Raw genomic sequence first — 22,911 nt, forward strand, 5'->3', positions numbered from 1 at the left:
GCCTATTTGGCAATTCCCGCTTCGGCCAGCAACACCAGCAGCGCGTTTTGCAGGCCCAGAACGCCTTTGTCGTTCAGCCACCATTCGTTCAGGGCGTGAACGTTGCCGCCAACACCCCCGCTGCCAATCGTGATCGCCGGAACGCCGAGTGAAATCGGTGTGTTGGCGTTGGTCGAAGAAACGTCCAGTTTCGGAACTGCCCCCAGAAAGGTCGAAACCGCCATGGCCCGCTGCACCAGCGGAACGGTTGGCTCGGTTTTGCCGGACGGGCGATCGCCGATTTTTTTAACATCAACCGTCAAGTCGGGACCGCTGCGTTTCAGGCTGTTTTCTTCTTTCAACGCCCGCTGAACAGCGGTTTGCAACAACTGATCGATGCCCTTGAGTCGCTCCGGACTCTCGGAACGCATATCAATTTCCATCCACGATTCGTACGGGATGGCGTTCACCGACGTTCCTCCGCCGATCACGCTGACGCTGTAGGTGGTTTTGACGCCCTGCCGCGTGAATTTGTCGGCTTCACCCGTAAAGTAATAAATGGCCTTTCCGAGCGCGCTGTGCGGGTTGACGATGCCAAATGCCCCGTAGGAATGGCCGCCCGACCCCTTGAACGTGATCCGGTAACGGTACGAACCCAGACCCCGGTGGACAATTTCGCTGATGCCGTCGCCATCGACCGCGATGTACGAATTGATTTTCGAACCGTGGGTCTTGAACAAATGCTTGACGCCCCGCAAATCGCCCAGCCCTTCTTCGCCCACGGCACCAACAAACCAGACGTCGGCATCGGTTTCGATCTTCGCTTTTTCCAGTCCTTTCAAAACCGTCAGAATGGCGACCAGTCCGCGGGTATCGTCGCCCACGCCGGGCGCGTAAAGCGTGTCGCCTTTCTGCCTGACTTTCACGTCGGTTCCTTCCGGGAAAACCGTATCCAGATGCGCTTCGACCACCACGGTTTTCCGGCTGGAACGCCCTTTGCGTTTCGCGATCACGTTGCCGATTTCATCGATCCAGACCGAATCCGCCCCGGCTTCTTTCAGCATCGCGGCATATTTCTTCGCTTTGGCGGTTTCTTTGAACGGCGGAGCGGGGGTTTCCGTGAGCGCAATCAGGTCCTGTTTTGTCTGGGGTTCCCAGTCCGCAAAGTGTTGAAAAACCGCTTTCACCACCGAACGATTCGCGAGTGATTTAATCTCATCCGTGTAGCGTTTTTCTACGGCGACGGATTCCTGAGCGTGCAGAAAAGAAGGGAATGTAAAAAGAAGGAAGCAACAAAAAAACGCTGATTTCATGGATTTGTGATGAAGAAAAACCTAAAATAGTGATTTAAACGAATTGTTTGATCGCGACGGCGACCCGGCCGCGTTCCTATCAAAATCACGAATTGTCCGAAACCGACAAACCCAACCGTCCATTTGCGGACATATCAATAAAAGGCCGTTAAATAAGCGCCTTACAGTCAATAGATTAGTCTTTCTGGTACACCATTTGGGATAGTTGTGAACACAGTAGTAACCTAAACAGCCATGTACAAAAACTACCTCAAAATTGCGCTCCGGAATTTGTTGAAAAACAAGGTATTTTCGGGCGTCAACATTGCCGGGCTGGCGCTCGGGATTGCCGCTTTTGTCCTGATCCTGGAATACATCAGTTTTGAGAAAAGTGTCAACGGTTTTCATAAGAACCTGCCGACGCTGTACCGGATGTTGTGGCAGAACAAAACCGGCGACATCTGGCCGGACATGCCGCCGGCGGTGGCGACCTTGATGAAGCAGAAATTTCCGGAAGTGACCGATTTTTGCCGGGTAGTCGACAGTTCCATTTCCGGCATCGTAACCTCCGCCACCGGGCAAAACCGCCAGTCGCCCCGGGCATTTCGGGAAACGGAAATTGCGTATGCCGACGCCAGTTTTTTCTCCCTTTTTAGTTTCCCGATTCTGCAGGGCGATGCCGCTACGGCGCTGACCCGCCCCAATACGGTGGCCGTTTCGGAGTCGTATGCCCGGAAATATTTTGGCAATGCAAAGGCACTGGGACAGGTGTTGACCTTCAATAACCAGTTTGGCGAAGCGCTTTACACCGTGACGGCGGTCTATGCCGACATGCCCCAGAATTCGGATTTGCAGTTCGGCATGGTGTTTTCGCTGCAAACATTTGCGAATCCGGCCAACCTCAACGGCAACGACTGGGCGCGGCTCGACAGCTTCGACGGTGCCTATCTGATCACCTATCTGCAGTTGCCCGAAGGGGCGGATTATCGGAAACTGGAGGACAAATTCGATCAGCTGAAAAAGAAGCTCCGGCCCGAAGACGCCAACCGGATGGTGCTGCAACCGGCCAAAAACATCCACCTGGGCGCGTCGCTGAGCGATCCGTTTCCAACCACCGGCAACCTGGGTTTTGTTTATTTACTGGGCGGAATAGCGGTTCTGATTCTGGTCATTGCCTGGTTCAATTACATCAACCTCTCGACCGCCGGAGCCTTGAAACGAGCGAAGGAAGTGGGCGTTCGGAAGGTGATCGGAGCGGGGCAGCGGCAGTTGATCGGGCAGTTTCTGGGCGAATCGTTTCTGCTGAATCTGCTCGGTTTCGGGCTGGCACTGATGGTGGTGATGACCTTGCAGCCTGTATTTAATGAATTGATTAAGAAAGAGTTATCGCTGGATCTGCTGACTTCCGATACGTTCTGGCTGACCGGTTTGGGGCTGCTGCTTTTCGGTGCAATGGCATCGGGCGGTTATACAGCTTTTGCGCTGGCGTCGTTCCGACCGCTTCAGACGCTGAAAGGAGCTTTTGGGACGAGTGCAAAGGGCGGTTCGTTGCGGAAAACGCTGGTGGTTTTCCAATTCAGCGTATCCGTGGTGCTCATCATTTGCACGTTCGTGCTGTACCGCCAGTTGCGGTTTATGCAGAACCAGAATCTGGGCGTCAAACTGGATCAGCGCGTGGTGATTCACGGGCCGGAAGTGGGAAAAGATTCGACGTTTACGGCCCGGACGGCGGCTTTGGAACACGAACTGGACCAATTGCCATACATCAAAAATTTTTCCAGTTCGGGCACCGTACCCGGGAATTACTACAATTTCTCGACCAACGGCATCACCCGCCAGAATCCGGATTTGGGCGATGATAAGAAAACGTATTCGATGGGATTCATCGATCCGAAATTTTTAGCGACTTACGGAATCGCTCTGGCTGCTGGCCGGAATTTTACGGCAACGGAATGCGAAGCGGGTTACGTGAAAAGTGGTAAATTGATGGTCAATGAGAAGGGAGCCAGGTGGTTAGGTTTCAAATCGGCGGCTGATGCGGTGGGCAGGATCATTAACTGGGGAAAACCGTTCGAAATTGTCGGCGTGGTGAAGGATTACCACCATCAGTCGCTTCAGAGAGCGATCGATCCGATCATTTTCATGCCCCAGAACCACGGCAACTGGCTAACGATCCAGCTTTCTACCGACCGCATTCAGACCAAAATAGCGGACCTGCAACGGCTTTACAAAGCGAGTTATCCGGGCAATCCGTTCGAATTCTTTTTCGTGGATGAAAATTACAACAAGCAATACCAGACGGAGCAGCAATACGGCCGGATTTTCATCACGGCCTCGCTGCTGGCGATTTTCATTGCCTGCCTGGGTCTGTTCGGTCTGGCGACTTTCCTGACCGAGCAGCGGACCAAGGAAATCGGCGTGCGGAAAGTGCTGGGCGCGTCGGTGGGCAGCATCGTGTCACTGCTTTCGAAAGATTTTATGAAGCTGGTTTTGGTGGCGTTTGTGATTGCTGCGCCCATTGCCTGGTACGCAGCCCGGTATTGGTTACAGAATTTCGAATACAAAATTGAGCTGGAGTGGTGGCTGTTCGGCCTGGCGGGCGGCCTGGCCGTGCTGATTGCCCTGGCGACGATTTCCTTCCAAAGCATCAAAGCCGCCCTGACGAACCCAGTTTCCTCGCTGCGCTCGGAGTAGGTAGGTACTTGATAATGAACAATTAACAATTAATAATGAAATTGTCCGGGCACGATGCTTGTCTTAGAGGATGTTACTTTCATTATTCATTGTTAATTGTTCATTTGAAACAAATGAAACAAACTTAACTTTTTTTAACGTCCCCATCTTCCGGGTTGTCCGTACCTTGAGCCGCAATCAATGACGGACAACCATGCTACAGAATTACCTCAAAATTGCCTGGCGCGGGCTGCGAAAAAACCGGGGATTCAGCTTTATCAACATCCTCGGTCTGGCCGTCGGAATGGCGGTGGCCATGCTGATTGGCATTTGGGTCTGGGATGAACTGACCTTCGACCGGTTTTATCAGAATGAAGCCAATCTGTACCGGGTGATGCTCAACCGGACGGCCAATGGCGAAACGACAACCCAGCCCAACGGTCCCCTGCCACTGGGTGATGTGCTCCGCAACGAAATACCGGAAATCAGGCGCGTAACCGAATCCCTCAACACCAACATGCGGGCCGAAGCCGGTCTGAAAGTCGGCGACAAAAAACTGGTTCGTAAAGGGCAAAATGTGGGGAGTGAATTTTTCAGTATGTTCGACTTGCCAATGGTGTATGGAAGCCCGGCGACGGCGCTGAAGGAGTTGAATTCGATCATTCTGACCGAGCAAACTGCCGAGTCTTTGTTCGGAAAAACCGATCCGCTGGGAAAAACCGTTCGGCTGAACGACAATTTTGACCTGAACGTGACCGCAGTACTGAAAAAACTACCCGGAAACACCGCCTGGGATTTTGACTTTATCGTGCCGTTCAGCCATCTGGAAGCCAATACGCCCTGGATGCAAAGCAGCCGGACGAACTGGAACAACAACATCATTGAATATTTAGTCGAACTGCATCCGAATGCCAACCGGGCTGCCGTCGATTCCAAGCTGAAAGGAATCATCAAGCGGCACAATCCGGAGTCGATTTTTGAGGCTTTTCTGCATCCGGTCGAGCGCTGGCATCTATACGGCGAGTTTAAAAACGGCAAAAATACCGGTGGTTTTATTCGCTACGTGCGGCTTTTTGCCATGGTCGGTTTAGCGGTTTTGCTGATTGCCTGCATCAATTTCATGAACCTGGCCACGGCCCGATCCGAAAAACGGGCGAAGGAAGTGGGCGTCCGGAAGGCGGTGGGCTCGTTTCGGTCGCAGCTCATTGGCCAGTTTCTGAGCGAGTCGATGCTGATTGCCGGTCTGGCGCTTGTTCTGGCGTTGGCGCTGGTACTGGTTTTTCTGCCGGTTTTCAACGGAATTACCCAAAAACAACTTACGTTTCCGTGGCAACTTTCCGGTTTCTGGTTGCTGACGCTGGGTTTTACGGTCATTACCGGCGCGTTGGCGGGAAGTTATCCGGCTTTTTACCTATCGTCGTTTAACGCTGTGCGGGTGTTGAAGGGCAGCGTTCGGGTTGGCCGGAATGCGAACTGGCCGCGCAAGGTGCTGGTGGTGGTCCAATTTACGGGCTGTATTGCCTTCATCATCAGTGCTATTCTGGTTTATCAGCAAATTCAGTACGCCAAAAACCGCCCTGTGGGCTACAACCCCGATCGGTTATTGACGGTAGCGCTGACGAACGATCTAAACCGGAACTACGACGCGGTTCGCAATGAACTGCTTCGGTCGGGCGCGGTCGAAAATGTGACCAAAGCCTCCAGCCCGGCGACCACCATTACGGGCGATACGCGGGTGGACTGGGCGGGTAAGGCTCCCGACGAAATCATGCGGCTCAACCTGATCGGCGCATCACCGGATTACCTGGAAACGATGGGCATCAAGCTGAAAAGTGGCCGCAATTTTTATCCCAATAATGCCGATTCCACGGCGGTGATTCTGAACGAAGCCGCCGTTCGGGCCATGCGGCTGAAGGAACCGCTGAATCAGGAAATGACGATGGTCTGGAATCCGGGCCGGAAGCTGCACGTGATTGGGGTGGTCGAAAACTCAATCATCGAATCGCCGTATACGCCCGTCAATCCGCTGATGTTACTCCCGAGTCAACCCTTTGAGAGCTACCTGATTTTTCGATTGGCTCCCCACCTGAATTCGGCGGAGGCCTTGGCGCGCATCGAACCGGTTTTTCAGCAATTCAATCCGGCGTATCCATTTGACTATCAGTTTGTCAACGATGACTATAACCGCAAGTTTAAGCAGGAAGAACTGGTTGGGAAACTGGCGGGGGTGTTTGCGGTTCTGGCGGTTTTCATTGCCTGCCTCGGCCTGTTTGGACTGGCGGCTTCCCTCGCCGAACAGCGTACCAAAGAAGTTGGGATTCGCAAAGTACTGGGTGCCAGTGTGGTAAGTCTTTGGGGATTACTTTCCCGCGAATTTGTGGGGCTGGTGCTCATCGCCTGTCTGCTGGCGTCGCCCGTTGCAGCTTATGTCCTGAGCAACTGGCTCAATCAGTTTGACTACCGCATCGGCCTGAAAATCTGGGTGTTTGCCCTGTCGGGCGGTTTAGCCATTCTGATTGCCCTACTAACCGTGAGTTTCCAAAGTATCAAAGCCGCCCTCATGAATCCGGTGAAAAGCCTGCGTTCGGAGTGAAAAGCATAGGGCATGGGGCAGAGGGGTTTGGGCAACGGGTCGTTCCAGTTCAGGCACTTACTTTTCTCTCCATGTCCTTCTCCTTTGCTTTAAACCCTCTGCCCTCTGCTTTTAAATTCGTATCTTTCGTTTATCCGGAACTCAACTGCAAAAGCTATGGATGCGCGGGGTTTGATTTGGTGGGTACTGGGGCTGGCCGTCTGGCAAAACGCAGCCGGGCAGTCGAAGGTAGCGAGTGTCAGGGGATTGAAAGGAGACTATTTCGTTGGGACCAATTACGAACGCAAAGTATTTTCCCGAATCGATCCAGAAGTCAATTTTGACTGGGAATACGGAACTACGCCGGGGCCCGGAATCGGCCACTCGTACTACTCGATTCGCTGGACCGGGAAATTATACGCGCCGAAAACCGGCATTTATAAATTTATGGCGACCGTCGACGATGGCATCCGGCTTTGGGTGAACGGCAAAAAGGTTATTGACGTCTGGGAGCTAAATGATAATAAGACGTTCCGGGGTGAAATCCGGCTGGCTGCGGGGCGGTATTACGACCTACGGGTCGATTTCTTCAACGCCCAGCACGGCGGAAGTATCAGCCTGTACTGGATACCGCCCAACCAGACCGGCCTGACGAGCCTGACCCGCGACTTTTTGTTCAGAACGGAACCGCTCAAACCCCTGGTCTCAAAAAGCATTGAAAAACCAGTGCCGGTTTTTCGGAAAAAAGTAGAGCCCATTGCGGCTGTTAAAGTCCCGAAAAAAACGGATCATTTCGAGAACCTGAAAACTGGTGATAAACTGGTGCTCAACCAGGTTTTTTTCGTGCAAAGTGAATACCGTCTCCTGCCGGAATCATATGGGGAACTGGACAAGCTGGTTCAGGCTTTGAGTCGAAATCCCGCGTTGCGCATTGAAATCAGCGGGCATACGGATAACGTGGGTGATCCGCGACTGAATTTGGTGTTATCCGAAAACCGGGCCAGCGTAATTTCGACGTACCTGGTCCGCAACGGCATTGATGGCCAGCGGATTGAGGCCAAAGGCTACGGCGGCTCACGGCCGATTGCCGATAATGAGACCGAAGCGGGCCGGTCGAAAAACCGCCGGGTCGAGTTTATCGTAAAATAACCGTCTTGAACCGCCGGGCGGCCCCGTGGGATTACACGGATTGAAGGATTAAGAGGATACCGATTAAAGAAATTTGTTATTAAACAGTCGGCGGAATTCCAGGCTTTTCGAACCAAAATTAATAAGTAATCCCACCCGCAGTCGATAAGCCTCCAAGTAATTGATTGCCTGAGCCATGTGTACATTTTCGAGAAGAATAATTGCTTTTAATTCAACGGATACCACGTTTTGAATTAAGAAATCTACCCGACGCGTGCCTATTTTTTGACCTTTATAGAAAATAGACATTTCAACTTCCCGTTCAAATTCAACACCGGAGGTTTCCAACTCAATGGCTAATGCTCGTTGATAGATAACTTCCTGAAATCCATTTCCAAGCTGCCGGTGAACTTCCATCGCACAACCAATCACTCGACCCGTCAAGTCTTTATATTGATTATCAGGATAGTGGGATTGATTCATTCCAAAAGCAATGATTTCCCTTTAGAAGTAAAACCATCCGTTTTGTCACTCAATCTCAGAAAATCTTTTGCTCATTCGCTCTTCTTAATCCTTTAATCCGCGTAATCCCAGTTCAAAAAACTATCTGTCCGCAAATGGCCGGAAAACCGTCCGTTTGCGGACATTTTATTTGATCAACGGGAATGTAAGATATTGACAGTTAATAGGTTGTTTTTTCTGGTATACCGTTTGGGAGAGAATGGGAACGATTGACCATCCTTCTTAACCCATGCTACGAAATTACATCAAGATTGCCTGGCGGAGCCTGCTCAAAAACCGTCTTTACTCGTTTATCAACATTTTCGGGCTGGCGCTGGGCATGTCGTGCAGCCTGCTGATTGGCCTGTGGGTGAACGACGAGCTCAGCTATGACCGGTTTTTGCCGCATCTCGATGACATCTACTTTGTGCGGACGAACAGTGTCAGCGAAGGCAAAACGTACACCGGCACGCTGACGCCGGGTCCGGTGGTTGGCGCCCTGAAGCGCGATGTTCCGGAAGTTCAGTACGCGACCAAAGTGCAGTTCCCCGAAGAAAAACTCGTCAAGGTGGGCGAAAAATCGACGAAGGAAAAGGGTTTTTTCGCGACCAAAGACTTCTTTCTGGTATTCGATTTTCCGGCGATTGCGGGCAGCCCGCTGATGGCGCATTCCAAGCCGGATCAGATCATCATTACCCGCAAGATCGCCGAAAAATTCTTCGGAACGACCCACGCTGTGGGCAAGCGGTTGCATTTCGACAACACGACGTATTACACCGTGGGAGCGGTTCTCGAAGACATTCCGAGCAATTCGACGGTGCGGTTCGACTGGCTGATCAATTACGATGTACAGGAACAGGACTGGAAAAAAACCTGGGGGAATTTTTCGTTCCTGACCTACGTGCGACTGGATAATAAGGCGACACCGGCCAAGGCCGAAGCCAACATGAAAACGATTTTCCGGCGGAATACCGACTGGAAAGAAGCGCCGACGCTGATTCTCCAGCCCATGAAGGAGGTATATCTCTACGCTGACTACGAAGATGGGAAAGCAGTGGGCGGACGCATCGAGTACGTCCGGATTTTTGCGCTGGTGGCCGTGTTCATTCTCCTGATTGCCTGCGTGAATTTCATGAACCTGGCAACGGCCCGTTCGGCCGTGCGGGCGAAGGAAGTAGGGGTTCGGAAGGTGGTTGGGGCGCTGCGCTCGTCGCTGATCGGGCAATTTATCAGTGAGTCGGTGCTGACGAGCCTGCTGGCGGTTTTGCTGGCGGTGGCATTTGTGGTGCTGGTGCTGCCCACATTCAATGCGGTTTTTGCCAAACAGCTCGTCCTGGATCTACGGAACCCGATGCTGTGGGCAGGTATGCTGGTGCTGGTGCTGATCACCGGTTTCGTATCGGGCAGTTATCCAGCCCTGTTTCTTTCGTCGCTCCAGCCGATCCGCATTCTGAAAGGAACCCTGAAATTTGGCGTTGGGGCGGCTCTTTTCCGCCGGGCGCTGGTTATTTTTCAATTTACGTTGTCCATTTTTCTGATCATCGGCATGCTGGCCGTGGAATACCAGATGGACTATATCCGCACCATTAACCTGGGGCTCGATCGCGAAAACGTGGTGTATGTGCCGCTGGAAAACGAAACGTACAAGCGGATGGAAACCTTTCGGCAGGAATTGATCCGGTCGCCTTTCATTGCATCGGCATCGGCAAGTATGAGCCTGCCCATGAACATTGAAGCGACTTCCGGGGATCTGACCTGGCCCGGTAAAAAGCCGGATCAGAACTCCAACGTGTCGACCATGTCGGTGGGGTACGATTTCCTGAAAACCATGAACATCAGGCTGGCCGACGGGCGGGATTTTTCGAGCAACCGGAAAGCCGATTCGGCCTCGTACATCATCAACGAAGCCGCTGCCAAAATGATGGGCATGAAAAACCCGGTGGGGCAACAGGTGGGGTTCTGGATGGGCAAAGGACCGATCATTGGCGTCATGAAAGACTTCCACCTCCAATCGCTGCACAGCCCGATTACGCCCCTGGTGCTGACGCTGATTCCGGTGAATACGAGCTACCTGCTGGTGCGCCCCGAAAAAGGCAAAACCGCCGAAGCCATCGCCGAACTGGAACGGGCGACGAAAGAGTTCAACCCCGATTATCCATTTGAATACCATTTTCTGGACGATGCCTACGAGCGCATGTACCGCAGTGAGCAGCAGGTCAATACGCTGATCAACTACTTCGGAACGCTGGCGATCCTGATCTCATGCCTGGGTCTGTTTGCGCTGGCGGCTTTTACGGCGGAGCAGCGGAAAAAGGAAATTGGCGTCCGGAAAGTGCTGGGCGCGTCGGTGGGTAGTCTGGTTGCGCTGACCTCGAAAGACTTCATGAAACTGGTGATGGTGGCAATGGCGCTGGCGTCTCCGCTGGCGTGGTGGGCGGTTTCGAAATGGCTCGAGACGTTTCAGTACAGCGTCCAATTATCCTGGTGGCTCTTCGTAACGGCGGGTCTACTGGCCTGCGTAATTGCCTTTTTAACGGTTAGTTATCAGTCGGTCAAAGCCGCTTTAACGAATCCAGTGACCTCACTTCGGTCGGAATGAACAATGAACAAGTAATAATTAATAACGGGCAATTAATCGTGACTGTCAGCAGGTTATCCTGTTCATTGTTCATTATTAATTGTTCATTCTTACAACAACAATGCTAAAAAACTATCTTCTCACCGCCTTCCGCGCATTTCAGCGCAACTGGAACTATTCCGTTATCAACGTTATTGGACTGACGCTCAGCCTGGCGTGCTGCCTGCTGTTGTTCATTGTGATTCGGTACGAGTTGAGTTTTGATCGACACCACGCCAACGCGGACCGGACGTACCGGCTGGTGCGGCACTTCACCAAACCGCGGGACGGGTATAATGTGGGAATCCCGCTTCCGCTGCTGGCGGCCCTGCGCAATGATTTCCCGGAATTAAAACACCAGGTGACGTTTATCCACGATCTCCATGGGCCGCTGGTAGCCGCTGAAGACGTTCGGGCGAAGGGAACGATGCGCCGGTTTCAGGAAGCGAGCGGAGTTGCTGCTTTTGCCGAACCGGAATATTTCCGTCTGTTTGATTACCAGTGGATCAGCGGTAATCCGGCCACTGCATTGAATCGCCCCGGCACGGTGGTGCTGTCGGAGCAACTGGCGCACAAGTATTTTGGCGAGGCCGACCCAATGGGTAAAAAGCTGAAGATCAATAATAAACTGGATGTACTGGTGTCGGGCGTGGTGCAAAATCCGCCGGTGACCAGCAGCATTCCGTTTCAGATGCTGGTGTCGTTTGCCTCATTGAAGCAATACGGTGCCAACACCAATTGGGACGATTGGGGCTCCTCCTACAGCGGGGCGCAACTTTACCTGATGTTGCCCGAAAACACCTCGGCGGAGGCTATGGAACGCAAACTGGTTCCCTTTCTTCACAAATACGTGAAAGGGGATGATGCCAAAAACCAGCTTTATGAACTGGACCCGCTGACGGAAATTCACTACAGCACCGAATTGAGTAACTACAGCGAACGGACGATCGGCAAGGAGATGATCTGGGCCATGGCCCTGATTGGTCTTTTTCTGCTGATCACAGCCTGCGTTAACTTCGTCAATCTGGCCACGGCACAGGCCATCCGGCGGTCGAAAGAAGTGGGCGTGCGGAAAGTGCTCGGAAGTTCGCGCTTGCAACTGGTGCGGCAATTTCTGGGCGAAACCGGTTTTCTGACCGGTGTGGCGGTTTTGCTGGCCCTGCTGATTGCCAATTTTTCGTTGGCACCCGTTGCCGAACTGCTGAATGTGAAATTACAAGCCACGCTGTTCAACGATCCGACGGTTTTGATTTTCGTCGTTGTGCTGGCGGTTTTTACAACGATTCTGGCGGGTTTCTATCCCGCACTGGTGTTGTCGGGTTATCAGCCGGTTTTGGCGTTGAAAGGCAAAATGCGAGGGTCGGGGAGTGGGCAACTGGCGCTGCGCCGGAGCCTGATCGTGCTTCAGTTTACGATTTCGCAAACCCTGATCATCGGTACGGTGATCGTCTACAATCAGATGGATTATTTCCGGAACGCCGATCTGGGTTTCCGCAAGGATGCCATTGTGATGGTGCCAATCCCGGAGAAAAATCCGGGGCAACTGGAAGCATTGCGGGCCAAACTAACGGGACTGCCCGGCATTGGTTCGATGAGTTTCGGGATTTCATCGCCCTCGGCCCGGGGCAACTGGTGGACCGGTTTCCGCTACGAAAACCGCGAAAAATACGAGGATTACAGCGTTGTCATGCGGCCAGCGGATACATCCTATGTTCGGACATTCGGCTTGAAACTGATGGCCGGGAGGGTCAATTTACCGGCAGATACCATGCGGGAAGCCGTTGTCAATGAGAAGTTTATGACGAAACTGGGCCTGAAAAAACCGGACCAGATTCTGGGTAAACTGATTGAGCTAAACGGTCGGCGAATTCCGGTGGTGGGTGTGGTCAAAAACTTTAACACCAATTCGCTGCATCAGGATACCGAACCGTGCATCATCACAACGCACCGGGATGCTTATGGAAATCTGGGCATTCAGGTGTCCGGCAATTCGGCGCAGGTGAGCGAGACGATGGCGAAAGTGGGGGCGGCCTGGTCGGAAACCTTTCCGGAATTCCTGTTCAAATACGATTACCTGGACAAAACGATTGCCGATTTCTACGCGGCCGAAGAACGGCAGTATGCGCTGTTCCGCCTGCTGGCCGGTATCGCCATTTTTATCGGTTGTCTGGGGTTATATGGGGTAGTCGCCTTCATGGCCGAATCGCGGACGAAGGAAATCGGCATCCGGAAAGTCCTGGGGGCTTCTGTCTCGCACATTTTCGGGTTGTTCTCGTTCCAGTTTCTGAAACTGGTCTTCCTTGCTTTGGTGATTGCCGCGCCCATTGCCTGGTATTTTACCGACAAGTGGTTGCAGGATTTTGCGTATAAGATTGAGATTCAGTGGTGGATGTTTGCCATAGCGGGCGTGATGGCGGGTGCCATTGCCTTAGTGACGGTGAGTTTCCAAAGCATCAAAGCCGCGTTGATGAACCCGGTGAAGAGTTTAAGAACGGAGTGAGATAGGAATGCGACCTGGGCTGCGTTCCTATAAATCAATTCAAAAAGGAATTCAAATCGAGTTGGAGGATTTCGGAGAAGGACGAATTTTCGGTCAGGCTGCCGTCACCTTTGCGGTAGCGGAGCCATTGATAAGTTCTGTAATCGTAAATGAATCCTTCGAGGATGCCATAGAAACCGTCATCAATTAACTGGATAACTTTGTGTAAATCAGCTTTTAATCCATTGGTATGACATATTTCGATGATGATGGGTGTCTGGGCGGTTTCATTGTCACGTAGCAGAATGTCCGGAACCAGGCTCACTTTGCCTTCATCGAGCATGGTTTCGGGAAGCGGTTCCAGATGAATGGTTTTTTCGCGGTGGAAGAGGACACCCAAACCCATCGTTAACTTGGCAATAACCCGCTGGTGATCGACAGGAGCCCAAACGCCCTGGTCTTCCTGAACCATTGATAGCGGATTGGTGGATGGGAAATACATAAAGCAGATTCTAAAAGATTATAAAAAGGAATTCAAATCGAGTTGCAGGATTTCGGAAAAGGAAGAAGATTCCGCTAAACCGCCGTCGCCTTTGCGATAGCGAAACCATTCGGCGGTTTTGTAATTGAAGACGAAGCCTTCGAGAATGTCGTACTGATCGTTTTCGATCATTGAATAAATCTTTTGAAGGTCTCTTTTTAAACCAATGGTATGGCAAATTTCAATGACGATGAGAACGCGATCGATCTGGTTATCGTAAAGGAGCAGGTCGGGGGTAGGACTGGTGCGATCCGGATCAATCATGGTTTCGGGTAGTGGCTCAAGCGAGATGGTCTTGTCGTAGTAAAAGAGTTTGCCAAGACCGGCGTTCAGTTTGCTAATGATTCGTTGATGATCCATTGGTGCGTTAACACCCATTTCATCTTTGTGCACCATTGAAAGATCGTATTTTATAGTATACATGGCTGTACAATTAACAAAGTCATTTACCAAATCTACTGTATTTTTTTATGCTTCGCAATTACCTCAAAACCACCTGGCGCAGCCTGATTCGGAACCGGAATTACGCGCTGATCAACCTCGTCGGACTGACGCTGGGGCTGGGCGTGGCCATCGTTTTGTTCTGGATTGTGCGATTTGAATACAGCTTTGACCGGTATCACGCGAAGGCTGACCGGCTGTATCGGATCATTGCGAAGGACAAGTTTGGTGAGAAGGGAACGTCCGTTCCGCATGGCGTCATCAAGGCGCTCAATGAGCGAGTGCCGGGGGTTGAGAATGCGGCCAATGCTTACGGGTTCGATTCGGATGGACTACGGGTAGGGCAGACGGTTTTTAATCTTAAACACGTTTTCTTCGTACCTCCGCAGTTTCTGGACATGATCGACCTGGAGTGGGTCCAGGGCTCGGCGCGGCAATCGCTCAGTCAGCCGTTTCAGGTCGTGCTGGACGAGCCAACAGCCCGGCGGTTTTTCAAAAATAGCGATCCTATTGGCAAAACCATCCGCTACAATAACCAGTTTGATCTGGTCGTGTCGGGCATTATTCGAAAAGCACCGGCCAACTCGGAGTTTCAATTCCAGCTTTTGGCGTCCCGCGAAACGCTGAAACGCATCCAGCACGAATACAACAACGAGGAATACTGGGGCGGGGGCGATTCGATGCACCACGGCTATGTCGTCCTGAAACCGGGCGTTTCACCCTCGACTGTAGAAGCGGTTTTGAAAAAACTGGCCTTGCAACACCAGAATGAATCCGCGACGATTGCCTACGAATTGCTGCCGATCACGGAAGTGCATCGCAACACGGAATCCGATCCCGATCCGTTCAATTACGTCATTCCACAGTGGATGCTCAATACCCTGGTCGCTATCGGTTTATTCCTGATTGTGATTGCCTGCATCAATTTTATCAATCTGGCCACGGTGCAGGCCGTTCAGCGTAGCCGCGAAATTGCGGTTCGGAAAGTGTTGGGCAGCAGCCGGAACCAGTTAATGCAGCAGTTTTTCGGAGAAACGGCTTTTCTGGTTTTTGCCGCCATCGGTTTGGGAGCGTTGCTGGCTACCCAGCTCATTCCGTATGCCAACCAGTTGCTGAACACGCAGGTCGCGCAGTCGCCGATTTGGGATGGCGGGACTATTGCGTTTCTACTGCTCCTGAGCCTTATCGTTACTTTTTTGGCGGGTTTATATCCGGCTTTGGTGCTGTCCGGTTTTCAACCGGTGAAGGTGTTGCGGGGACGGTTTTTTCTGGCCCGGCCCAACGGTATTTCGCTGCGTTCGTCGCTGGTTGTCACCCAGTTTGTTATCGCGCAGGTGCTGGTTATCTGCACCTTGATTGGCACGAAGCAGATCCGGTATTTCTACGAAACCGACCTGGGGTTCGATAAAAAAGCGATTGTTACGGTCAACATGCCGGATCGGGGCAATGTGGTTTTACGGGAACGGTTCCGGCGGCAATTGCTTGATCACCCGGAAGTGAAAGATGTGGCTTTTGCCTTGACCACCCCCTCGAGTGACCACAACTGGTGGTGGCGAACCATTCATCATCGCAACCTGCCCAATGGCGAGCAGACCTTCCGCATGCAATATGTGGATACGAATTACTTCCATTTCTTCAAAATTCCGCTGGTAGCGGGCCGCTCATGGACGCGGGCTGATACGAACGCTGTTGCCATCATCAATGAAAAAACCGCTCGGGATTTGGGTTATCAAAATCCGGAAAAAGCGATTGGCGAACGAATTGATCTCGACGGAAATCAGCCGTTTACGGTGATGGGCGTGGTGAAAGATTACCATTCGCAGAGCCTGCGATCGACCATCGTGCCGCACATTTTCCTGTATGCCGACTGGAATTTTCAACTGGCCAGCATCCGGATCGACCCGAAGCAGCAGCCGAAGGCGTTGCAACACATTGAACAACACTGGAAAGCGGTTTTCCCCAACTACTATTTTGAAGCCAGCTTTCTGGATCAGGATTTGAAGAATTTCTATGACGACGAACGCAAAATGACCAACTTTCTGACACTCTTTGCCGTCGTTGGCATTCTGATCGGCTGTCTGGGTTTGTTCGGTCTGGTCTCGTTTGTGGTTACGCAACGTACGAAAGAGATTGGTGTCCGCAAGGTGCTTGGAGCGACGGTTGCGAGCATCATCTCCTTGTTGTCGAAGGATTTTCTGAAGCTCCTGCTGGTCGCTTTTGCCATTGCCGCACCAATTGGCTGGTACGTCATGAATCGCTTTTTACAGGATTATGAATACAAAATTACCATTGGCTGGGGAACGTTTGCGTTGGCGGGCGGGCTGGCCGGGCTGGTCGCTCTGCTGACGGTTTCGGCGCAATCCATCAAAGCCGCGTTGACGAATCCGGTTACCTCACTTCGAAATGAATAAATCTGAACTGGGATTACGCGGATTAAAGGATTAAGAGGATATAAAAATAAGATTGCGGCAGCCATCCTCTTAATCCTTTAATCCGCGTAATCCCAGTTCAAGACGTTTACAACTATGCTACAGAACTATCTAAAAATCGCCTGGCGGAATTTGTGGAAAAACAAGGTTTTTTCAGCCATTAACATCGTTGGTCTGGCCATTGGAATGGCGGCCTGTATCATGATCCTGCTGTTCGTGAATTACGAGCGAAGTTTCGATGGTATGCACAAAAAGAACATTTACCGGCTCGACGAAGTGCAGAAATTTCCGGGCATGGTAGCACCGCAGAATGTGGCGTTGTCCATGTTCCCGATGGGGCCGACGCTGAAGAAAGAATACCCGCAGATTCGCAATTTCGTCCGGGTTCGACCCCAGAAAAAAGTGGCCCTGACGTATAACAGTAAAAAGATCGTCATTCCCGACATGTTATGGGCCGATTCGACCTTTCTGGATCTATTCGATTTTAAACTGGTGAAAGGCGATCCGAAAACGATTCTGAAAGACCCGAACAGCGTCGTATTGACGGAAGAAAGTGCGGCTCGTTTTTTTGGAAATGACGATCCAATCGGAAAAACGCTGGTTCGGTATGATTCCGATACGATCAGTTTTAAAGTGACCGGTATTCTCGAAAATACGCCCAAAAATTCGCATTTGCAGTTCGACGGATTATTCTCGTTTAATTCGTTTGTCAAAGCCGATGCCATGAATAACTGGGGTGGAAACTGGCTGGTGACGTACCTGGAATTGGCGAAGGATACCGACGTTGAGGCCCTGGAGAAAAAATTTCCGGTATTCCTCAAAAGCCACATGAATGGCGAAGGCTGGAAATTTTACGTCCTGTTTCTCCAGCCGTTGAGCGAGGTGCATAATAACTCGGTGGATATCACCCACGATTACATCAATTTTCATAAATTCGACAAGAATTACACGTACGTTTTTTCGGTCATTGCGATCATTGTTTTGCTGATTGCCTGCATCAATTTCATGAATCTGTCGACGGCAAAATCGTCCGGGCGGGCGAAAGAAGTGGGCATTCGGAAATCGGTGGGTGCCGAACGACCGCAACTGGCGGCTCAGTTTATCGGTGAATCGATTTTGCTGTCATTTATTGCCCTGGCTTTTGCGGTTTTACTGGTTCAATTATTTCTTCCTTTTGTCATCCAATTAAGCCAGCGGGAACTGACGTTATCGTTGCTGAGTAGTCCGGGATTGCTGCTTTTATTGACTGGCTTTGCGGTTTTAATCGGACTCATTTCCGGAATTTATCCGGCCTTTTTTCTGTCGGCCTACCAACCCACCAAAGTGCTCAAAGGCAATTTAGAAATCGGCAGAAACAAAGGTTCTTTCCGGAATATGCTGGTCATCGGGCAATTTACCGGAGCGGTTTTTCTGATCATTGCGACGGCTTTTGTGGTGAAACAATTGCGGTTTATGCAGGACCAGGACCCCGGCTTCATTCGTGATCAGGTAATGGTTATTCCGCTCAATTCGCTGACCAATCCGAAATACGACGCGCTGAAACAGGAATTACTGACCAACTCACTCGTATCGGGTGTAACGGCGTCACAACAGCGGCTTGGAAATAACCTGCACCAGACCGGCGTTAAATTCCACGGCGACGGGCCGGTTCGGGAAATGGCAACCTCACAAGTGATTGTCGATCCCGACTACCTGACGCTGTATAAAATTAAGATTATTGCCGGTCGGAATTTTTTAAAAGACAGCAAAACCGACAACGGAAAGGCGTATATCATCAACGAAACGCTGGCTAAAGAACTCCTGAAAGAGCAGCCCAAAGCCACGATGCAATCGCTGATTGGCCGTAATTTTGGCTTCGGCGGAATGGATTCAACGGGACGAATTGTCGGCGTAGCGAAAGACTTCAATTTCAACTCATTGCACCACAAAATCGAAACGCTTTGCATTTTTGATCAGAAAGATTGGGGATTCAGTGAAATGTCGGTGAAGATCAGTGGAAAAAACGCTTCGGCCGCCATTGCGTACGTGAAATCGGTCTGGACGAAACTCGCGCCCGATCAACCGTTCGACTATACATTTCTGGACGAACATTTCGCGGAAATGTACCGGGCCGACAGCCAGGTGAGCGAAATTGTGGGTATTCTGGCTTCGCTGGCCATCATTATTTCCTGTCTCGGTTTGTTCGGGTTGGCCTCATTTTCGGCCGAACGGCGCATCAAGGAAATCGGCATTCGCAAAGTGCTGGGCGCTTCCGTATCCGGTATTATTGCGCTGCTTTCCCGCGATTTCCTGAAACTCGTCCTGATCGCCATTGTCATTGCCTCGCCCATTGCCTGGTACGCCATCAGCCGGTGGTTGCAGGATTTCGCCTACCGCATCGATATCGAATGGTGGGTATTTGTGCTGGCAGGAGCGTTGGCGATTCTGATCGCTTTGGCGACGGTTTCGTTCCAGTCGTTGAAAGCTGCTTTGTCGAACCCGGTGAAGAGTCTGAAAAGCGAATGACCTGTTACAGGGTCGCTAAAAATGAATTGCCGTTCGTGCGGTTTTTACTTTTCTGCCGAATCGGCAGAAAAGTAAAAACTTAATCCGTGAATTATCTCTCTACTGTGCTCTACTCTATCTATTTTTGTGTAAAACCGTATGGATTGTTACGGGACAACGTAGAGCAGGTAAAATTGATAGTTCCGAATGGAAGACATTTCGCTGGCCTGGCCAACCATTACGAAAGATGGGATTCCTAAATACCAGCAACTGATTGATTCCGTTTTGGCGGCAATCGAAAAAGGGACATTGGGGCATGGCCAGCAACTGCCTTCGATTAGCGAATTGGCTGATAAACAAGGAGTTGGTAAGGTTACCGTCGCCAAAGCGTACGAAGAACTCCGGCAACGCGGAGTCATTCGGTCGCAGCACGGGAAGGGTTTTTACGTGGCCAGCACCGACGTGCGGACATCGCTGAATGTCCTCGTCATTTTTGATACACTGAACGCATTCAAGGAAATGCTCTACGAAGCCCTGAAAGCGGCACTGCCAGCCGATGCGGCACTGAGCATCTTTTTTCATCACTATAATCCGCAGGTGTTTGAAAGCCTGATCCGGAATGGGCTAGGGCGTTACAATGCCTACGTCATTATGCCGCATTTTGAAGCTGATGTATCGGACATTGTGAGTCAGATTCCCCGCGATAAACTCCTGCTGATCGATCAGGCGATGCCGGATTTAACGGGCGATTATGCTGCTGTTTATCAGGACTTTGAAAAAGATATTTACGAAGCACTGAAGGCCGGTTTGCCAAAGCTGCGACGGTATCGGAAAGTAACGCTGGTGCAGTCCAAAGCGCATTTTCAATACATTCCGCCGGGTACGCTGGCCGGTTTTCGACGGTTTGGGGAAGAAAGCGGTATGGCGTGCGTCGTTGTCGATAATTACCACGATGAACTTATTCAGCCGGGCGAAGCCTACTTGCTGTATGCCGACCGCGACATGATTCAGTTTATCAAACACGCTAACCGGATGAACTGGCAACTCGGACAGGATGTCGGGTTGATTTCCTACGATGAAACGCCGGTGAAAGAAATTCTGGCGGGCGGAATTACAGTCATTTCAACCGATTTTGCCCAAATGGGCCAAACCGCCGGGCAGTTGCTGACCGAACGGAGCCGGGTAAAAATTGCGAATCCGGGCCGGTTGATTCTGCGGCAATCGCTGTAATCGCCCCGAAAACCGACGCAGGTAAATCCGCGACGGCAGTCAACGACCATTCGGCAGAGATTCGTAAGTTTTTGAAAATGAAAGCGCTGGCATGCAACGAATACCGGACGAAATTCATCCTTACAGTGCTTTCCCGGTTTTTTGCTAACTTCCAACAGCCTATGTTCCGCAACTACCTCAAAATTGCCTGGCGTAATCTGCAGCGCAACAAAACGTTTTCTTTAATCAACATCCTCGGTCTGGCACTGGGCATGGCCTGTAGCCTGATTATCCTGCTGTGGGTGCAGGATGAGCTCGCGATGGACCAGTTTCACGCGAACGACGAGCGGATTTTTCGGGTGATGGAAAATCAGGCCTGGGCCGGGCAGGACGTCAGCACGACTCCTTCGACACCCGGTATTCTGGCCGAAAACCTGAAAAAAGATTTCCCCGAGGTCGAAAAAGCCGCCATGATGACCTGGGAACAGAACATGCTGCTGACGGTGGGCAATACGTTTGGTAAGGAAAAAGGCCGGTTTGCCAGCGGTGATTTCCTGACCATTTTTTCGTTCCCGCTCAAGCAGGGCGACGCCCGAACCGCCCTGGCGCGCCCCGACGCCATTGTGATTTCCGAAAAACTGGCGCAGAAATACTTTCCCCATCAGGATGCGCTTGGAAAAGTGATTCGCGTCGATAATACCGACGACATGATGGTGACCGGCGTAGTCGGCGAATTGCCCGAACATACGTCCCTGAAATTCGATTACCTGATGTCGTGGGAGCGGTTTGTCAAATACAATGCCTGGGTGAAAGAGTGGGGGAACAACGGTCCACGGGCGTTCGTGTTGCTCAATAAAAAAGCGGATTCGGAGAAAGTTTCGGCCAAAATCAAGGATTACATCAAGCAGAAAACCAATAAGCAGACCAACAACATTGAGCTGTTTCTGCAAAAAAACAGCGACGCGTACCTGCATTCCAATTTTAAGAACGGAAAGCTCGATGGCGGACGGATCGAGTACGTGCGGTTATTCATCATCGTAGCGGTTTTTATTCTGGTCATTGCCTGCATCAATTTCATGAACCTGGCCACGGCGCGGTCGGTCAAACGGGCGAAGGAAGTGGGCGTCCGGAAGGTAGTGGGTGCCATGCGGCAGTCGCTGATGGGCCAGTTTGTGGGTGAGTCGCTGCTGATTTCGTTTCTGGCACTATTCGTCGCCATACTGGTCGTGGCGATGGTACTCCCGGTTTTTAACGAGTTGACGGAGAAACACCTGACGTTCCGGTTTGCCGATCCGTTTTTCTGGCTGGTTTTACTGGCACTGACGCTTTTGACCGGTTTGGTATCAGGCAGTTACCCCGCCTTATTCCTTTCCTCGTTAAAACCGGTCGTCGTGTTGAAAGGTGTTCTGAAATTCAAACCAAGCGCGACGTTTTTCCGCAAAGGACTGGTGGTTTTTCAATTTTCGCTGTCCATTATGCTGATTGTCGGCATGATCATCATTTACCGGCAGATTCATTACATTCAGACCAAAAACCTGGGCTTTGACAAAGAAAACCTGGTGTATATGCCGTTGGAAGGGGATTTGAAAAAGAATTACCCGACGTTCCGCAGCGAACTGCTGACACAGCCGGGGATCAAATCGGTTTCGGCATCGTGGTCGGACCCGCTGGAAGTCGGTAGCTCGACGATTGGCGTCAACTGGCGTGGCAAAGATACCACGCAGCGGATTTTGTTCAACCAGACCGCCGTGCATTACGATTACCTCAAGGCAATGGACATCCGGCTCAAGGAAGGCCGGGAGTTTTCGCCCGACTACGGAACCGATACCACCAATTACATCATCAACGAAGAGTCGGCGCGGAAGATTGGCTACAAGAATCCGATTGGTCAGGAGCTGACGTTCTGGGGGCGCAAAGGCATCATCGTGGGCGTCGTGAAAAACTACCACATCAATTCGCTGCACGTCGCCATCGAACCGCTCATTTTGCACATGCAGCGGAAAGAATTCGACGGCGTGGTGCTGATTCGGGCCGAAAAAGGCCGCACGAAAGAGGCACTGGAAAATCTGGAAAGCACGTTCCGGAAGTTTAATCCCCGGTATCCGTTCGAATACAAATTCACGGATCAGGAGTTTGGCAACAACTACAAGAGCGAGAACATCATCAGCAAACTGGCGAACTACTTCGCGTTTCTGGCCATCTTTATCTCCTGTCTGGGCCTGTTCGGGCTGGCGGCTTTCACGGCCGAGCAGCGCACCAAGGAAATTGGCATCCGAAAAGTGCTGGGGGCCAGCATTACCAACATCGTGCTGATGCTCTCCAAAGATTTCCTGGTGCTGGTTCTGCTGTCGTCGGTGGTGGCGCTGCCGGTGGCCTGGTGGGCGATGGATAGCTGGCTGGAAAAGTTTGCGACGAACCGCATCGACATCGAATGGTGGATGCTGGCCGTTGCCGTACTGGCGTCGCTCGCCATTGCGCTGTTTACTATCAGTTTCCAGAGCATCAAAGCCGCGCTGATGAATCCGGTGAAGAGTTTGAAGACGGAATAAATCTGAACCGGGATTAC

Annotated in this window: 13 protein-coding genes; 9 read left to right on the forward strand and 4 right to left on the reverse strand. The window is 51.5% G+C overall.

The window, feature by feature from the left end; all coding sequences use genetic code 11:
• Nucleotides 1-2: 2 nt before the first annotated feature.
• Nucleotides 3-1,292 (reverse strand): M20/M25/M40 family metallo-hydrolase, encoded by a 1,290-nt coding sequence (locus EHT25_RS25380; RefSeq protein ID WP_124877992.1) that lies wholly within the window; start codon nt 1,290-1,292, stop codon nt 3-5.
• Nucleotides 1,293-1,526: 234 nt separating this feature from the next.
• On the opposite strand from EHT25_RS25380, the gene EHT25_RS25385 reads away from it, so the two are divergent.
• The 3 genes from EHT25_RS25385 (at nt 1,527) to EHT25_RS25395 (ending at nt 7,665) form a co-directional block, all read left to right on the forward strand.
• Complete coding sequence (locus EHT25_RS25385; protein WP_124877993.1) at nt 1,527-3,965, forward strand: ABC transporter permease; 2,439 nt, start codon at nt 1,527-1,529, stop codon at nt 3,963-3,965.
• A gap of 193 nt (nt 3,966-4,158) precedes the next feature.
• A complete protein-coding gene (locus tag EHT25_RS25390; protein WP_124877994.1) occupies nt 4,159-6,537 on the forward strand; it encodes an ABC transporter permease in 2,379 nt (792 codons plus the stop codon).
• Nucleotides 6,538-6,693: 156 nt separating this feature from the next.
• Nucleotides 6,694-7,665 (forward strand): PA14 domain-containing protein, encoded by a 972-nt coding sequence (locus EHT25_RS25395; RefSeq protein ID WP_124877995.1) that lies wholly within the window; start codon nt 6,694-6,696, stop codon nt 7,663-7,665.
• 63 nt (nt 7,666-7,728) lie between these two features.
• On the opposite strand, the gene EHT25_RS25400 is transcribed toward EHT25_RS25395, so the two are convergent.
• Nucleotides 7,729-8,127: a GxxExxY protein gene (locus EHT25_RS25400; protein ID WP_124877996.1), complete on the reverse strand. Its 399-nt coding sequence runs from the start codon at nt 8,125-8,127 to the stop codon at nt 7,729-7,731.
• Between the two features lie 268 nt (nt 8,128-8,395).
• On the opposite strand from EHT25_RS25400, the gene EHT25_RS25405 reads away from it, so the two are divergent.
• Both EHT25_RS25405 and EHT25_RS25410 read left to right on the forward strand, forming a co-directional pair.
• Nucleotides 8,396-10,744: an ABC transporter permease gene (locus EHT25_RS25405; protein WP_124877997.1), complete on the forward strand. Its 2,349-nt coding sequence runs from the start codon at nt 8,396-8,398 to the stop codon at nt 10,742-10,744.
• Between the two features lie 100 nt (nt 10,745-10,844).
• Nucleotides 10,845-13,262 (forward strand): ABC transporter permease, encoded by a 2,418-nt coding sequence (locus tag EHT25_RS25410; protein ID WP_124877998.1) that lies wholly within the window; start codon nt 10,845-10,847, stop codon nt 13,260-13,262.
• A 34-nt stretch (nt 13,263-13,296) separates the two neighbouring features.
• On the opposite strand, the gene EHT25_RS25415 is transcribed toward EHT25_RS25410, so the two are convergent.
• Together EHT25_RS25415 and EHT25_RS25420 are read right to left on the reverse strand one after the other, a co-directional pair.
• The gene (locus tag EHT25_RS25415) at nt 13,297-13,743 is read right to left on the reverse strand and encodes a hypothetical protein (protein ID WP_124877999.1); all 447 of its coding nucleotides are present in this window, start codon (nt 13,741-13,743) and stop codon (nt 13,297-13,299) included.
• An 18-nt stretch (nt 13,744-13,761) separates the two neighbouring features.
• Nucleotides 13,762-14,205 (reverse strand): hypothetical protein, encoded by a 444-nt coding sequence (locus EHT25_RS25420; protein WP_124878000.1) that lies wholly within the window; start codon nt 14,203-14,205, stop codon nt 13,762-13,764.
• 47 nt (nt 14,206-14,252) lie between these two features.
• Between EHT25_RS25420 and EHT25_RS25425 the strand changes: the two genes are divergently transcribed.
• From EHT25_RS25425 to EHT25_RS25440, 4 genes are all read left to right on the forward strand, one after another.
• Entirely contained in the window at nt 14,253-16,634 is a 2,382-nt protein-coding gene (locus EHT25_RS25425) for an ABC transporter permease (protein WP_124878001.1), read from the forward strand.
• A 114-nt stretch (nt 16,635-16,748) separates the two neighbouring features.
• The gene (locus EHT25_RS25430; RefSeq protein ID WP_124878002.1) at nt 16,749-19,157 is read left to right on the forward strand and encodes an ABC transporter permease; all 2,409 of its coding nucleotides are present in this window, start codon (nt 16,749-16,751) and stop codon (nt 19,155-19,157) included.
• Between the two features lie 186 nt (nt 19,158-19,343).
• Nucleotides 19,344-20,366, forward strand: a complete 1,023-nt coding sequence (locus EHT25_RS25435; protein WP_124878003.1) for a GntR family transcriptional regulator — start codon at nt 19,344-19,346, stop codon at nt 20,364-20,366.
• A gap of 161 nt (nt 20,367-20,527) precedes the next feature.
• Nucleotides 20,528-22,894, forward strand: a complete 2,367-nt coding sequence (locus EHT25_RS25440) for an ABC transporter permease (protein WP_124878004.1) — start codon at nt 20,528-20,530, stop codon at nt 22,892-22,894.
• The last annotated feature ends 17 nt before the right edge of the window (nt 22,895-22,911 follow it).

Origin of the sequence: Larkinella rosea, from assembly GCF_003858635.1 — a bacterium.
Taxonomy (GTDB): Bacteria; Bacteroidota; Bacteroidia; order Cytophagales; family Spirosomataceae; genus Larkinella; species Larkinella rosea.

Bases quoted from the DNA above. Each gene is read 5' to 3' on its own strand.
- EHT25_RS25380 (WP_124877992.1), bottom strand. From the start codon at position 1,292: ATGAAATCAGCGTTTTTTTGTTGCTTCCTTCTTTTTACATTCCCTTCT.
- EHT25_RS25385 (WP_124877993.1), top strand. From the start codon at position 1,527: ATGTACAAAAACTACCTCAAAATTGCGCTCCGGAATTTGTTGAAAAAC.
- EHT25_RS25390 (WP_124877994.1), top strand. From the start codon at position 4,159: ATGCTACAGAATTACCTCAAAATTGCCTGGCGCGGGCTGCGAAAAAAC.
- EHT25_RS25395 (WP_124877995.1), top strand. From the start codon at position 6,694: ATGGATGCGCGGGGTTTGATTTGGTGGGTACTGGGGCTGGCCGTCTGG.
- EHT25_RS25400 (WP_124877996.1), bottom strand. From the start codon at position 8,127: ATGAATCAATCCCACTATCCTGATAATCAATATAAAGACTTGACGGGT.
- EHT25_RS25405 (WP_124877997.1), top strand. From the start codon at position 8,396: ATGCTACGAAATTACATCAAGATTGCCTGGCGGAGCCTGCTCAAAAAC.
- EHT25_RS25410 (WP_124877998.1), top strand. From the start codon at position 10,845: ATGCTAAAAAACTATCTTCTCACCGCCTTCCGCGCATTTCAGCGCAAC.
- EHT25_RS25415 (WP_124877999.1), bottom strand. From the start codon at position 13,743: ATGTATTTCCCATCCACCAATCCGCTATCAATGGTTCAGGAAGACCAG.
- EHT25_RS25420 (WP_124878000.1), bottom strand. From the start codon at position 14,205: ATGTATACTATAAAATACGATCTTTCAATGGTGCACAAAGATGAAATG.
- EHT25_RS25425 (WP_124878001.1), top strand. From the start codon at position 14,253: ATGCTTCGCAATTACCTCAAAACCACCTGGCGCAGCCTGATTCGGAAC.
- EHT25_RS25430 (WP_124878002.1), top strand. From the start codon at position 16,749: ATGCTACAGAACTATCTAAAAATCGCCTGGCGGAATTTGTGGAAAAAC.
- EHT25_RS25435 (WP_124878003.1), top strand. From the start codon at position 19,344: ATGGAAGACATTTCGCTGGCCTGGCCAACCATTACGAAAGATGGGATT.
- EHT25_RS25440 (WP_124878004.1), top strand. From the start codon at position 20,528: ATGTTCCGCAACTACCTCAAAATTGCCTGGCGTAATCTGCAGCGCAAC.